General features: G+C 66.2%; 14 protein-coding genes. 10 read left to right on the top strand and 4 right to left on the bottom strand.

The genetic code is table 11. The annotated features are described in order from the left end of the window. Positions 1-12: 12 nt before the first annotated feature. Entirely contained in the window at positions 13-786 is a 774-nt protein-coding gene (locus SH602x_RS24220) for an NRDE family protein (protein ID WP_479470562.1), read from the top strand. 180 nt (positions 787-966) lie between these two features. Here the strand turns inward: SH602x_RS24220 and SH602x_RS24215 are convergent, their stop codons facing one another. Next, positions 967-2,244 (bottom strand): DEAD/DEAH box helicase, encoded by a 1,278-nt coding sequence (locus SH602x_RS24215; protein WP_479474707.1) that lies wholly within the window; start codon positions 2,242-2,244, stop codon positions 967-969. A gap of 439 nt (positions 2,245-2,683) precedes the next feature. On the opposite strand from SH602x_RS24215, the gene SH602x_RS24210 reads away from it, so the two are divergent. The 3 genes from SH602x_RS24210 (at position 2,684) to SH602x_RS24200 (ending at position 5,127) form a co-directional block, all read left to right on the top strand. Continuing rightward, positions 2,684-3,649 carry a DMT family transporter gene (locus tag SH602x_RS24210; RefSeq protein ID WP_479474706.1) on the top strand — a complete coding sequence of 322 codons (966 nt, stop codon included), beginning with the start codon at positions 2,684-2,686 and terminating at the stop codon, positions 3,647-3,649. Positions 3,650-3,852: 203 nt separating this feature from the next. Beyond that, complete coding sequence (locus SH602x_RS24205) at positions 3,853-4,503, top strand: YbhB/YbcL family Raf kinase inhibitor-like protein (RefSeq protein WP_479474705.1); 651 nt, start codon at positions 3,853-3,855, stop codon at positions 4,501-4,503. 75 nt (positions 4,504-4,578) lie between these two features. Continuing rightward, positions 4,579-5,127: an REP-associated tyrosine transposase gene (locus SH602x_RS24200; RefSeq protein ID WP_479474704.1), complete on the top strand. Its 549-nt coding sequence runs from the start codon at positions 4,579-4,581 to the stop codon at positions 5,125-5,127. Between the two features lie 81 nt (positions 5,128-5,208). On the opposite strand, the gene SH602x_RS24195 is transcribed toward SH602x_RS24200, so the two are convergent. Beyond that, on the bottom strand, positions 5,209-6,528 hold the full coding sequence (locus SH602x_RS24195) for an MFS transporter (protein ID WP_479474703.1): 1,320 nt from the start codon (positions 6,526-6,528) through the stop codon (positions 5,209-5,211). 387 nt (positions 6,529-6,915) lie between these two features. Here SH602x_RS24195 and solA point away from each other — a divergent pair, with 387 nt between their 5' ends. From solA to SH602x_RS24165, 6 genes are all read left to right on the top strand, one after another. Then, positions 6,916-8,061: an N-methyl-L-tryptophan oxidase gene (gene solA, locus SH602x_RS24190; protein WP_479474702.1), complete on the top strand. Its 1,146-nt coding sequence runs from the start codon at positions 6,916-6,918 to the stop codon at positions 8,059-8,061. 183 nt (positions 8,062-8,244) lie between these two features. Then, positions 8,245-8,694: a hypothetical protein gene (locus SH602x_RS24185; protein ID WP_479474701.1), complete on the top strand. Its 450-nt coding sequence runs from the start codon at positions 8,245-8,247 to the stop codon at positions 8,692-8,694. Between the two features lie 144 nt (positions 8,695-8,838). After that, a complete protein-coding gene (locus tag SH602x_RS24180; protein WP_479474700.1) occupies positions 8,839-9,270 on the top strand; it encodes a hypothetical protein in 432 nt (143 codons plus the stop codon). A 6-nt stretch (positions 9,271-9,276) separates the two neighbouring features. Then, positions 9,277-9,525 carry a hypothetical protein gene (locus SH602x_RS24175; RefSeq protein ID WP_479474699.1) on the top strand — a complete coding sequence of 83 codons (249 nt, stop codon included), beginning with the start codon at positions 9,277-9,279 and terminating at the stop codon, positions 9,523-9,525. A 95-nt stretch (positions 9,526-9,620) separates the two neighbouring features. After that, the gene (locus tag SH602x_RS24170; RefSeq protein ID WP_479474698.1) at positions 9,621-11,510 is read left to right on the top strand and encodes a right-handed parallel beta-helix repeat-containing protein; all 1,890 of its coding nucleotides are present in this window, start codon (positions 9,621-9,623) and stop codon (positions 11,508-11,510) included. 185 nt (positions 11,511-11,695) lie between these two features. Further along, positions 11,696-13,375, top strand: a complete 1,680-nt coding sequence (locus tag SH602x_RS24165) for an alkaline phosphatase D family protein (RefSeq protein ID WP_479474697.1) — start codon at positions 11,696-11,698, stop codon at positions 13,373-13,375. Positions 13,376-13,409: 34 nt separating this feature from the next. On the opposite strand, the gene SH602x_RS24160 is transcribed toward SH602x_RS24165, so the two are convergent. Both SH602x_RS24160 and SH602x_RS24155 read right to left on the bottom strand, forming a co-directional pair. Continuing rightward, positions 13,410-13,823 carry a type II toxin-antitoxin system HicB family antitoxin gene (locus SH602x_RS24160; protein ID WP_479474696.1) on the bottom strand — a complete coding sequence of 138 codons (414 nt, stop codon included), beginning with the start codon at positions 13,821-13,823 and terminating at the stop codon, positions 13,410-13,412. Next, complete coding sequence (locus SH602x_RS24155; RefSeq protein ID WP_479470574.1) at positions 13,820-14,074, bottom strand: type II toxin-antitoxin system HicA family toxin; 255 nt, start codon at positions 14,072-14,074, stop codon at positions 13,820-13,822. The genes SH602x_RS24160 and SH602x_RS24155 overlap by 4 nt, the downstream gene beginning before the upstream one ends. Positions 14,075-14,150: the final 76 nt, after the last annotated feature.

Genomic DNA, 14,150 nt, shown 5'->3' with positions numbered 1-14,150 from the left:
CGGCGCCTTGGCATGAGCCTGATTGCCATTCAGTACCGCCTCGTTCCGGAAGCGCCCATCCTGGTCGCCGCCAACCGCGAGGAAGCTTATAGTCGTGCCAGTTTGCCCCCGTCGATCCAATCGGGCAAGCCCCGCGTGCTCTGCGGCGTCGACCAGCAGACGCGCGGCTCGTGGCTCACGGTCAACCAGCACGGCCTGTTCGTCGCTGCGGCGAACCGTCCGAAGCTCGACGCTCCGATCGTTCCGCGGTCCCGCGGTCTGCTCGTGCGGGAACTCGCCCGCTGCCAGACCTCGCGTCAGGCGGTCGACGTCGCGCTCGACGAGCTTTCGTCCGAAAAGTACGACGGCGTCAATCTGATCGTCGCGGACTCGGAATCGGGCTGGGCCATTCATGGCGGCGACGAACCGGAAGCGATCGAACTGCGGGACGGGCTCTCGATCATCGGGAACCGGAACGTCAACGATCCGCGGGACGAACGCGTGCAACTGGCGCACCGGCTTCTCACGCTGCAGACGCTCGACTCGCCGGTGAAGTTCCTGGCGATGGCGAGCAAGGTCTTCGCCCGGGCTCCGATGCACCCGGATCGTCCGCAGATGATTCTCCGCGGGCCAAACCGGGGAACGGTCAGCTCCACGCTGCTCGCTCTCGGCAAGAAGCCCCGCGACGCCATCTATCAGTTCGCCGCCGGCTCGCCCGACGAGGCGTCGTACGAGGACTTCTCGCCCCTCCTCCGCGACATCCTCAGCCGCGGCCTCCGCGAATCGCGGATGAAGGCCAAGGCGTAAGTCGCCGACGTGATCCTGAAACTGAAAACGCCTGCCGGAATTCGGCAGGCGTTTTTTCGTGCTTCGAAGGCGAGCGGAGGGCGTGAGCCCTCCGTGTTTTCTGCGTTTCGGCTCTCGTTCCGGACACGGAGGGCTCACGCCCTCCGCTCGCCTGGATCGAATACCTGACGCCAACCGTTCCTACAAACGCCGGCGGTACTTCTTCGGCGGATGCTTGGTCAGGGGGTCGACGGGCGGGGGAAGGTCGGGGATCGCGTTGCGGCGACCGAGCGATTGTTCCTTGACCGTCTCGGGCACTTCCAGCCGCTTCAGTTCGCGGTTGATGCGAAGTTCGATCTTGGTCAGCTCGCCACCCTCGTCGGAACCGATGAAGGTGAAGGCGACGCCGTCGGTGACGCCGTCCTTGGTCATGCGGCCCGTACGTCCGACGCGGTGGACGTAGTCGTCGCTGAAGCTCGGCACGTCGAAGTTGACGATGTGCGAGATGCCCGAGATGTCGATTCCGCGTCCGACGACGTCCGTCGCGACCAGGAACCGGAAGCGCTTCTCGCGGTAGTCCTTCATCACCCGATCACGGGCGGTCTGGGCCATGTCGCCGTGCATGGCGCACGCTTCGCGCGGAAAGGCTTTTTCCAGCTTCCTGGCGATGGCGTCCGTGCGGCGCTTGGTGCGACAGAAGATGATCGCGGACGTGGGGTTATGCTCCCGCAGCAGCTCCGTCAGCAGGAGGAATTTGTCCTCGTGATCGACGGTGTAATAGAACTGCTCGATCGTGTCGCCCGAGATTTCCTTCGGCGACACGTTGATCAGTTGGGGCTCCCGCATGTAGCGCCGGGCCATCCGCTCGATCTCGGGCGGAATCGTCGCGGAAAGGAGCAGCGTCTGGCGGCCTTCCTTCGGGCACTGGCGGAGAATCTTCTCGATCTCCGGGCGGAAGCCGATGTCCAGCATCCGGTCGGCTTCGTCCAGCACCAGGCACCAGAGTTCCGACAGGTCGATCGTCCGGCGCGAAATATGATCGAGGATCCGCCCCGGCGTGCCGACGACGACCATCGATCCGCGACGGAGCTTTTCGATCTGTCCGCGGATCGGCTTGCCGCCGTAGACCGCGGTGACGGTGACCCCCTGGCCGGTCGCCAGCTTGTCGATTTCGTCGCGGACCTGAACGGCCAGTTCGCGGGTCGGCACCAGGATCATCGCCTGAACGCCCGGGATTTCGTCCGCGGGAGCGATCTGTTCCAGGATCGAGATGCCGAAGGCGGCGGTCTTTCCCGTGCCCGTGCGGGCCTGGCCCAGCACGTCGATATCTTCCAGCGCCAGCGGGATCAGCGCCGCCTGGATCGGGGTCGGGCGTTCGTAGCCGCACCGATTCAGCGACCGCAGCATCTCGGGCGACAGATCGAGTTCCGCGAACGTCTGCGGCAGCGACGCGGGGTCGAGGGGTTCAGCGGATTCCAAGTCGAGCCTTCCGGAAGAGGCGATCGACAAGTTCTTTTTCGCTTCGTCATGACCTGGATCGGGGCCGATTCCTCTGGAAATCGGGGCCGAATGCGTGGTCTGACGCAGTCCTGGAGAAACGTCGATCGCGGCGTTCGCGTCGGAGGGGCGGGAATTCTCCCGCGGCGATGGCCGGGCGACGCGCAAACAATCTTCGACGAACCTATCAGCGCCGGCCCCGATCGTCAACGTACCGAACCGCGCCGGAGGGCCGGCCGCAGGCCCGATCGTCCGGCGAGAGCCCGCCGGCGAGGGCCTGATCGTGACGCCACGCCGGACGCTTGACGCTCCCGCGAACTCCGCTCGAACGAGGACGCTCTAGAATGAGCGACGCCGAAGAAACCGGCTGCGGCCCGGACGTGGATCGAACTCCGTGCGACGCTCCTGAAGAGAGAGTTCCTTGACCGTTCGCAAGGCCATCGACGCGAGAGCGGCCTCGCTGATGGTCCTGCTCTGCATGACCTGGGGCTTTCAGCAGATCGCCATCAAGGCGGTCGCCGACGATATCACGCCCCTGTTCCAGATCGCGCTCCGATCCGGCATCGCGGCCCTCCTGGTCGGCGCGCTGATGCTGGTCCGCAGAGGCCGACCGGCGGATCCGGCGACGACCGCGACGGGGCCGACGTGGCGCCCCGGCCTGCTGGTCGCGATTCTGTTCGCGGCAGAGTTCCTGCTCATCGGCGAGGCGCTTCGCTTCACGACGGCCTCCCGCACGGTCGTGTTCCTCTATACGGCGCCCATCTTCGCCGCGCTGGGGCTGCAGTGGCGGCTGCCGACCGAGCGGCTGCACGTCGCACAATGGATCGGCATCGCGATCGCGTTCCTTGGGATCGTTCTCGCGTTCTGGCGAGGGGCGATCGACTCTCCCGTCAGCGCGGCGACCGGCGACGCGGCAGCGCGGAACGCTCTCTGGGGCGATCTTCTGGCGCTCCTCTCGGGCCTCGCGTGGGGCTCCACGACGGTCGTCATTCGCTGTACGAACCTGACGAACGCCGCCGCGTCGAAGACGCTCCTGTATCAGCTTGTCGGTGCGTTCGTGCTGCTGACGATCGCGGCAGTCCTGATGGGGCAGACCGGCTTTCGGCACACGCCGCTGGCGTGGAGCAGCCTGCTGTTTCAGGGATTCGTCGTCACCTTCGCCAGCTACCTCGCCTGGTTCTGGCTGCTGCGAGAGTACCTGGCTTCGCGGCTGGGCGCGTTGTCGTTCATGACGCCCCTGTTCGGGGTGGCGTTCGGCGTCTGGCTGCTGGGCGAACCGGTCGAGCCCCGCTTCCTGGCCGGCGCCGCGCTGGTCCTGCTCGGCATCGCGCTGGTGAACGGTCACGAATGGTTGAGAGAGATGGTCGTGCGAACTCGCCTGGCGTGAGTTCCTTCGGGGCGGCCCAGAGCGCTCGTCGATCTGGGTCGAACGAAGTTCGAAAAGGGCGGGGCCCGCCAGAGCGCTGCGTCGGCCTGAGGCCAGCCCTTGGTTGAGGCCATCGGACCGCGGGCGTATGCTGCCCGAGGACGTCAGGCGGAAGTCGGACGATCGCTTCGCACGTACGGAACCTTCAAACAGACAGGTCGGTCATGTTCTCTCTTCGATCGATCGGACCGGCCTTCGCGCTTGGATGCGCCCTGCTGATCGCCGTCACCGGCTGCGGAGGCGAACAGAACGCCGTTCGGTCCGACGTCGAAGAGGAGATCGCCCGGATCCAGGCAGAGAACGCCCCGGCAGGCTCCACGATGCAGTTGACCTCCGACGCGTTCGAGCATCGCCAGGCGATTCCGAAGCGCTTCACAGCCCAGGGGGAAGACGTCTCTCCGCCTCTGGCCTGGGAAGGCGCGCCGGAGGGAACCGTCGCCTTCGCGCTGCTCATGAGCGATCCCGACGCCCCATCGCCCGAGCAGCCTGCGGATCATCCTTGGATCCACTGGGTTCTGTACGATCTTCCGGCCGACTTTCGGGAACTGCCGGAAGACTGGGATCGCGAGGTCCTGTCCCGCAAGATCGACATCGGGCGGTCAGGGACGAACTCCTGGCCTGACGACAACCGCGGCTATCGCGGTCCCGATCCCCCTCCCGGCTCGGGCGCTCATCGTTACGTCTTCACGCTCTACGCCCTCGACTCCCGCCTGGACCTCGACCCCGCCCAGGCCACTCACGCCGACGTCCTGACCGCCATGCGCGGCCGCATCCTCGACAGCGCCACGCTGATCGGGACGTATGAGGTGGAGTAGGCGTTAAGGCGCGCGACCTTTTCGTAGGGTGGGTCATTGACCCACCTTTTCCTTTTCCCGTCGACGATCGAATCGATGAGCCGGTATCGCCGATCCTATGACGGCAACACGTTCTTCTTTACCGTCGTAACGCACGAACGTCGCGGCATCCTCTGGACGGACCTCGGTCGGTCGGCATTGCGCGACGCGATCCGCGCGACTCGCAATGCCCATCCGTTCGAGGTCATCGCGTTCGTCTTGCTGCCCGATCATCTGCATGCCGTCTGGCAGCTCCCAGACGACGATCGCGACTACTCGTTACGCTGGCGACATATCAAGGCGCGGTTCACGCGAACGTGGCTCGCGGGCGGAGCGATCGGCGCCGCTGTTTCGGGAAGTCGAAACAGCAAGGGCGAACACGGCGTCTGGCAACGCCGCTTCATCGAGCACACGGTGCGCGACGAGCGGGATCTTCGACGATGCGTCGACTACGTTCACGTCAACCCGCTTAAACACGGTCTCGTCGGTCGAGTCGCCGATTGGCCTTGGTCGTCGTTTCATCGTTACGTCCGGCTGGGCGAGTATTCGCCCGACTGGGGCGGCGCGGCGGAATGGTACGGCGACGAATTCGTCGGATATGAATGACGATGTGATCGCTTCACGCGCGTCCGAAAAGGTGGGTCAATGACCCACCCTACGAAAGAAGGTCCGGAGGTAGCCTCGATGCTACGCCGCGCTCGACGCCGCCGCTTCCTCGCAGCGATCGAAGGAGCAGGCCGCGTCGGATTCCAAGTCGATCGAAGCGGACGCGTGGCGGAACTTCCTTCCATCCCTTCGCCAGGACCAGGCGGTCACCGCGACGGCGGCGAGCAGCAGCAGGACGCTGACGCCAGGCGTCGCGGCGAGGCCCCAGGAGGAGGCGACGATCTGGCTGCCGACGAACGCGCCGATGGCGATCCCCAGATTGAACGCCGACTGATTCAGCCCCGCGGCGACGTCCTCCGAACCCGGCATGCAGCGGGCGGCCTGTCGCAGGGCGAGCAGTTGCAGCCCGGCGCCCGGGCTGAACATCACGACGCTGAAGAAGATCAGCGCGGCGACCGCGAACGCCGGGTAGGGCGCCGCGAACCAGAGGGCCAGCAGGCTGATCGCGTTCAAGGCGTACAGCGCCGCGACGGCCGGGTACATGCCGAAGTCCGCGGCGCGTCCCCCCAGCAGGTTGCCCACGGTCACGCCCGCTCCCAGCACGCCGAACAGAATCGTCACCATGAACGGGCTGAACCCGGAGATCTCGCCCAGCGTGGCCGCGAGATAGGTCAGCGTCGTGAACGTGCCGGCGTACCCGATGGTCGTGATCGCCAGCGCGACCAGCAGCGGCGGATGCCGCAGGGCGGAGAGTTGCTTGCCCAGGCTCAGTCGATGTTCCGACGCCGGCAGCGCGGGAACGTAGATCGCGATGCCGATCATCGTCAGCAGGCCCAGGAAGCCCGTCGCCGCGAAGGCGAAGCGCCAGCCGAGGATCTGACCGATGAAGGCGCCCGTGGGGACGATCGTCGCCATGGCGATCGTCAGGCCGGCGAACAGGATGGAGATCGCCTGGGCTTCGCGTCCTTTCGCGACCAGGCTGGCCGCCGCCGTCGACGCCGCGGCGAAGTAGACGCCATGCGAGAACGCGGTCAGGAACCGCATCGCCATCAGAGTCGAGAATCCCGGCGCGAACGCGGCCAGCACATTCGTCGCGAAGAAGGCGCCCATCAGCGCCACGAGCAGCTTCTTCCGGGGATAACCCGAGAACGCCGCCGTCAGCGCCGGCGTCATCAGCGTCACGCCGAGCGCATAACCCGAGATTAACAAGCCCGCGGACGCGACGGTCACGTTCAGATCGTCCGCGATCGTCGGCAGCAGGGCCGCGGGCAGAAACTCCGTCGTGCCGAGCGCGAAACTCCCCAGGGACAAGGCGAACAGCGCAGGGGGCCATCCGGCACGACGCACGGTCGCCCCGAGCTGTGCGGGAGCCGTCAGTCCGTTCGTCGTAATCCCCGCCATTGATTCAATCCTGATCGCCGTAAGCGTGGCCATGTCGCCCTTGCTGGAGGATTATTGCCTCCGGGGCGTCGACCGGGCAATGGCATTCGCGCCTCGGAGGGGACCGTGTGCCATGGCTGGCTTGTCCAGCCGTGCCTGGACCGGGCGTCGACCGAACGACAGGCTTGCGCGTCTCGCGATCTGGAAGCCCTAACGGACGCGTGCGAAAGGAGGAGCCGTTCGAGGGGCTCTGCACGGCTGGACAAGCCAGCCATGGCACACGGGGTGATTCGTCGATGCGAACGTCTCGCAAGCGCAGCGCCAGACGTCCCGACGCCGTGATCGGCGCTCTCGCGATAGAATCCGGCGACTTTATTCCCCGCCACGTTTCCAGGATGCCGATCGCCGATGCCCCTCACCGCCGAAACGATCGTCATCGGATGCGGAGGCGTAGGGAGCGCGGCGCTCTACCAACTCGCTCGCCGGGGCGTGAAGACGATCGGCATCGATCGCTGGGAGCCGCCGCACAAGCAGGGGAGCACGCACGGCCAGACGCGGATGATCCGTCAGGCCTACTTCGAGCATCCGGACTACGTCCCGCTCCTCCTGAGGTCGTACGCCCTGTGGGAGACGCTCGAAGCTGAGACCAAGCGGTCGCTGCTCGTCCGGTCCGGCGTGCTGATGGCCGGACCGCAGGGGAGCGAAGTGCTTGCCGGCGTCCGCGGCTCGGCGGAGCGGCATAAGCTGGCGCTCGAGAACCTGTCGCCGGCGGAAGCCATGCGGCGCTATCCGGCGCTGGCGATTCCGGAAGACTTCGACGTCGCCTTCGAACCGGCGGCCGGCTACCTGTTCGTGGAAGCCTGCGTCGAGGCCCATCTCGCCCGGGCGAAGCACGTCGGCTGCACGTTCCGCTGGGGCGAGCGGGTCGTGAACTGGTCGGCGTCGCCGAAGTCGGTCGTCGTCGAAACCGATCGCGAACGGTACGAAGCGGAAAGCCTGGTCATCGCCGGCGGAAGCTGGAGCGCCTCGCTGCTGGCGGATTTGGGTCTGCCGCTGCGCGTCCTGCGAAAGCATCTCCACTGGTTTCCGACCGAGCGTCCGGAACATGCGGCAGGAGCGCTGCCGGGCTACTTCTTCGACCTGCCCGAAGGCGCTTACTACGGCTTTCCCGCTCTTGCCGCCGAGGGGGAGGGCGTATCCGACGGCGTGAAGATCGCCGAGCATTCCGGCGGCGAGGAGATCGCCGACCCCGATCAGGTCTCGCGGGAGGTCGACGAGTCCGAGCGCGGCCGCGTGATCGCGTTCGCCCGGACGCATCTGCCGGGGTTGGGCCAGCCCGGGCGCCACGAAACGTGTTTGTACACGATGTCGCCCGACGGACACTTCATCGTCGACCGCCACCCGCAGCATCCCCGGGTGGCGTTCGCTGCCGGGCTTTCGGGTCACGGCTTCAAGCTGGCGCCGGCGCTGGGGGAAGCGCTGGCGGACTACGCCGTGCTGGGGCGAACGTCGCTGCCGATGGGGTTTTTGCGGCTGAAGCGGTTGCTGCGGTAGGCTTTCGGTCGAACCGCACGATTCGTTCAACCTTTTCCCGCGGGCGGACGATAGAAAACGACGGACGGTCCGGCGGTCGAAAGCCTGTCGGATTCGCTCTGGACGGCGGTTCGGGGATCAGGGACGATTCGCCGCCCCCTTCTGTCAATCTTGCGCACGTCATCTCCAGGGAAGGAGCGGACCATGCTTCGTCAGGTTATCGCGTCGCTGAAGGCGGCGGCTCTGGTAGCGCTGCTGGCGGCGTCGACCGCGAGCGCTCAGGACCTCGACGTCAGCAGCATCGCCAAGGACGACGTCAAGAAGGAAGCTTCCTCGGGAAGTTGGCTCCCTTCGTGGGGCAAGTCCTCGAGCAGCGCTCCGGCGGTCGCCTCCGGCTCGACTTCGCGTTCCGCCTGGTACGATCCGATGGGCCTCTTCACCGGTTCGAGCGAACCCGAGTCGAAGCAGCCCGCCCGCCGCAACGGCCTGGGCGAGACCAACCGGTACAACGGAAGCACGCTCGACAACGCCAAGTACGTGAAGTCGACGGGCGGCGCCTGGTGGGACCCGCTGGGGGTCTTCTACCCCGCCGAAGAGACCGTCGTCTACGAGGACGTCAACAGCTTCCTGTCGCAGCCTCGCATGAACGACTGACGCCTTCGAGCGTCGTGCGTCCCTGCAAGTCACTCGAAGCCCGGTTTCCGCCGGGCTTCTTGCTTGCGCGGACCGGTCGTTCGATCATGCTTTCTCTGACGGCAGGGATCAAGAACGGTTCGAATCCGAAGACCCGGGGCGACGATGCAGGCGCTGAAGATGCTGGGTCGCGGCGTGCTGCTGCTCTGGGCGTCGCCCTACACGCTGATCGGGATCGGCGTCGGTCTGCTCGGCCTGGTCTCGGGCGGCAAGGTGCAGGTCCGCCGGGGCGTCGTGGAGTTCTACGGCGGCTTCGTCCAGTGGGCCATTCAGCGTCTGCCCACCGGGCCGCTCACCATGGCGATGACGCTCGGCCACTGCATTCTCGGCCAGACCGACGCCAGTCTCGACGTCGCCCGCGACCACGAGCATGTCCACGTGCGACAGTTCGAGCGGTGGGGTCCGCTGATGGGGCCGGCCTACTTCGGCGGATCGCTCTACGCCTGGCTCAAGGGAGGCCGCGCCTATCGCGACAACCCCTTCGAGATCGAAGCCTACGACGCCGTACCCCGCGGCCAAGCGAAGATGCGAGAGTGAGGACCGATGGACAATCCCTATACGCCGCCCTCGGCCCCTCTAGCGGAAGAGCCGCATCGTCGTGAAGACGAAGGCGAGTCGACGACGCCGAGCGAGCGTTCCTGGACCTACGCCTGTTTGAATCTCGCCCTTTCGCTCGCCAAGGGATTGGCCGTGATCGTTGCGGTGGTCGCGATCTATATCGCGCTGATTGTCGCGGCATTGACAGCGCTTCCATGGTTTGTCCTTAGCGACTTCGACATCGACGCCTACTGACGAAATGCCTTTCATGGCGACGCTCTACGGCCCGGGCTATAGTGGCGGAAGCGTCTCAGGGCGCTCCCTCCTCTTCCTCCCGCCCCCTCCCGCCGATGCTTCGTCCCCTTGCGCTCGCGCGGCTGTCGTCGATCGTGCTTCTCCTCGGCAGCGCCTCTCTGGTTCCTGCCTCCCTTCGTGCAGAGGCGATCGCGCTCCATGTCTCGCCGAGCGGGTCCGACTCCGCCGACGGCAGCGCGGAGAAGCCTTTCGCGTCGCCGCATCGGGCGGTCGAAGAGTTGGCGAAGCTCGCGAAGGGACAGCCCGACGCTCAGATCACGATCCTCTTCGCCGAGGGGACGCATCGCATCGATCGCCCGATCGTGCTCGTGCCGAACGACGTTCCGGCTCAGGGAAGCGTCGCCTTCCAGGCAGCCGACGGCGCGGATCCGGTCATCTCGGGCGGCGTCGAAGTCTCCGGCTGGACCGACGCGGGCGACGGCGTCTGGCAGGCGCCGCTGCCGGAAGTCTTCCGCTCAGCCAGCGAGGGTCAGAGCCGACCGCTTCCTCGCGAACTGTTCATCGGCGGGGAGCGTCGTCCCCGCGCCCGGCACCCGAACGAAGGCTACGTGCGGATCGACGCCGCGCTTCCTGACCGGCGCAGCGGGTTCACCTTCGTCGCGGGCGACCTGCCGCAAGGCTGGACCGGCGGCGGCGAGCTGGTCTTCCTGCATGACTGGTCGATCAGCCGCATCGACGTGACGTCGGTCGATCATGCTTCGCGAACGCTGACCGTCGCCCATCCGATCGGCAGCGCGGCGGCTCATTACGCGATCGATCATTTCGAGGCCCATCCGCGGTACTACGTCGAGAATCATCCCGCCTTCTTCGACGCGCCCGGCGAATGGCTGATCGATGCCGCTGCCGGCAAGGTTCTCTACCGACCGCGCGAAGGCGAGTCGCTCGAAGCCTTCCGCGTCACGCTGCCGCTGGCCCGGTCGCTGTTCGAGGCGAAGGGGGACGACGCTTCGCCCATCAGGAACGTCCGCCTGCACGGCCTCGCGTTCGAGCATTGCGCCTGGCCGCTTCCGGCGAAGGGCTACGCCGCGGGGCAGGCGACCTATCACGACGATCGCGTACAGTCGCAGGTCGGATCGATGCGGCGCTTCGTGCCGTGCGCCGTGACCTTCGAGCAGGCGGAGGGTTGCCTCCTTGCCGATTGCCGCTTCGCCCATCTGGGCGGCGGAGGCGTCTCCTTCGGCAGTCGCTCGATGGGTTGCCGCATCGAAGGCTGCGCGATCGAGGACGTCTCCGGCAACGGTGTCATGATCGGCGAAGACAGCGCCCGGCGGGTCGACGGCGACGTCTGGTGGAAGAAGGCGCCCGATCAGGTCGCGTCGAAGAACGTGATCACGCGCTGCCGGATCGAACGCTGCGGTCAGCAGTTCTTCGGCGCCGTGGCCGTCTGGGTCGGCATCGCGGCGGAGAACGAGATCTCGCACAACCTGATCGCCCATCATCCCTACACCGGCGTCTCCGTCGGCTGGATCTGGAACCCCACGCCGTCGCCCGCGGCGGGGAACGTCGTAGCGGACAACCACATCCATACGGTGATGCAGGTTCTCAGCGACGGCGGCGGGATCTACACGCTGGGCCGCCAGCCAGGGTCGAAGTTCCTGCGAAACGTGATTCACGACGTGCCGCTGAACGCGGGCCGGGCCGAGTCGAACGGCATGTTCCTCGACGAAGGAACCGACCAGACGCTGATCGCGGGAAACACGATCTACGGCATCGCGAAGTCGCCCCTGCGGTTTCACAAGGCGTTCTCCGTCCGCGTGGAGAAGAACGTGCTCGTCACGAAGGACGCCCAGACGCCTCCCATCGCGTACAACTCGACCGACCCCGCGACCATCGAGAAGATCGACAACCAGGTCGTCGTCGAGGCGGAGTTCGATCGGACGAGCGTGAAGCTGCCGGACGTACCCGCGGCGACGGACGATCCCTGAGAGATCATTTGCTCCTTCGGGTGGCACTGGCTCTGCCAGTTTCGTCCTTAAAACGATACGCCCCAAGGCCGGCCTGTCTCCGCTGCACACTGGCGGAGCCAGTGCCACCCGAGAAGAGCCGACGCCTCGCTGCTTCTCTCGCAAACTTCGACGTCCTTCGATCGGTCCGTCCTCGCGAAAGTCTCATGAAGAAACGTGGCAGCGAGTCCGCCGCGATGCTTCAATGCGAAGGCCGCCCTGAAGCGCTCCTGACGTACATCCCCGCCGCTCATCCCCGCAAGGATCTTCCCGTGAAGTCTCGCCTCGACCTGCCGACCGCCCGTCAGGAATCTCGCCGGCGGTTCCTCGCCGTCGCTTCGGCGCTGGCGTCGACGCCCTTCTGGGGCTACCCCGTCTACGGCCAGGCGAAGCGGGACGCGAAGCTCCCGGGCGAGCCCTTCACGCTCGGCGTCGCCTCGGGCGAACCAGCTCCTGACGGCTTCGTGATCTGGACCCGCCTGGCGCCCGAGCCGACGACCGGCGGCGGCCTGCCGGCGGAAGCGTACGAGGTCGACTACGAAGTCGCGGCCGACGAAGGCTTCGAAAAGGTCGTCAGGAAGGGGACGGCCATCGCCTCGCCCCATCTGGCCCACAGCGTCCATGTCGAGGTCGAAGGTCTCGCCCCGGGCAGGCCCTACTTCTATCGCTTCCGCGTGGGCGATCACGTCAGCCCCGTCGGTCATACGAAGACCGCGCCCTCGCTCGACGCCACGCCAGACAAGCTCCGCTTCGCCTTCGCTTCCTGCCAGCACTGGGAATCGGGCCTCTTCACCGCCTACGAACACATGGCGAAGGAGGATCTCGACCTGGTGATCCACCTCGGCGATTACATCTACGAATATGCCGGCAAGGACGGGCTGGTCCGGAAGCATGTCGGCCAGGAGATCGAATCGATCGACGACTATCGCAACCGGCTGGCCCAGTACCGAACCGACGAGCATCTGCAGGAGACGCACCGGCTCTTCCCCTGGCTGGTGACGTGGGACGATCACGAGTTCGACAACGACTACGCCAAGCTGATCTCCGAAGAGCAGGGGATCGACCCCGACCATTTCTATCAGCGTCGCGCGAACTCCTATCAGGCCTACTACGAGCACATGCCCCTTCGTCGGCAGCAGTCGCCGTCGGGCGCGTTCCTGCGGCTCTATCGTCGGGCGCCGTGGGGCAGGCTGGCGGAGTTCGCCGTCCTGGACACGCGGCAGTACCGCACCGACCAGCCGGGCGGCGGCAAGAACATCGTTCCTCCGCCCGAGGCCATGGCGCCCGAGTCGACCATGATGGGAACCGAGCAGGAGCGGTGGCTCGACCGCACGCTCGCCGCGTCTCCGGCGACCTGGAACGTGCTGGCTCAGCAGGTGATGATGGGCCGCGTCGATCGCAAGGTGGGCGAGGAAGTCGCCTACAGCATGGACCAGTGGCCCGGCTACGAACTGCCGCGCCGCAAGCTGCTGCAGGGGCTCGCCGACGCGAAGATCAGCAATCCCGTCGTGCTGACGGGCGACATCCATTCAAACTGGGTCAACGACCTGAAACTCGACTGGGAAGGCGTACGCGTCGAGACCGTCGCGACCGAGTTCGTCGGCACGTCGATCAGCTCGGGCGGCAACGGGAAGCGCCTGGCCGAGCAGGAAGCGGCCCACAAGGCGGAGAACCCCTTCCTGAAGTTCTTTTCCGCCGAGCGCGGTTACGTCTCCTGCACGGTCACCCCGACCGAGTGGAAGAGCGACTACCAGGCCGTCGAGTTCATCGACAAGCCTGGCGCGCCCCTCGTCACGCGAGCCTCGTTCGTCGTCGAGGCGGGCGAAGCGGGCGCGAAGGAAGCGTAAACCCGACGTCGACCTTGACGGTCCGCGCCTGCCGCTACGCGCGTTTCTTGCGCAGCGGCTTCTTGGGATCGGGTCGGCGTTTCGACGCGGCGGCGACCCGGACCGTTTCGCGATCGCTCGATTCGGTCGCGACGGCTCGTTCGATCTGTTCGGTCAGCCAGGCGTTCAGGCTCTTGCCTGCCGAAGCCGCGGCGGAACTCGCCTGCCGATGCAGGACCGGATCGATCCGCGTCACGAACTTGCCGGAGAAGGGTTTGTCAGGTTCTTCGCCCCGTTCGGCGCAGAAGGCGAGGTAGTCGTCGACCGACTCCCGGAAGGCGGTTTGTAGTTCCTCGACGCTTCGTCCCTGAAACGTCACGACGTCGCGAATGTTGACGATCTCGCCGTGCAGCAGCGAGGCCTCGGCGTCGAGTTCGACCTGACCGACGTAGCCTTTGTATTGCATCATGGGTTGACTCCTGCCTCCGTCAGAAACCGCCGGACCGAACGAACGGCTCCGCGATCGGTTTCCTTCTGCGGATGCGGGCGATGAAAAACGGCGCGGACGCCGTTCAGCGCCACGCGGACGCGCGATCCGGACCCTTCCGTGATTTCGGCGCCGACGGCGTCGAACAGGGACTCGATATCGTCCCACGGGATGTTCGCGCGTACGGGCACGTCGAAGACGGCTTGCAGCGTACGACGTGCCTTCGCGTTCATAAGCGCTCAATGATACTGTGTGGTGATACTAAAGTCAAGTTGCGGCGGGAACCGCTCTTCGCAGCAGGGCGAAGCA

It is taken from the genome of Lignipirellula cremea, assembly GCF_056501455.1.
Note: the sequence above shows the minus strand (reverse complement) of the source record. Positions and strands in the feature narration are given on the sequence as shown.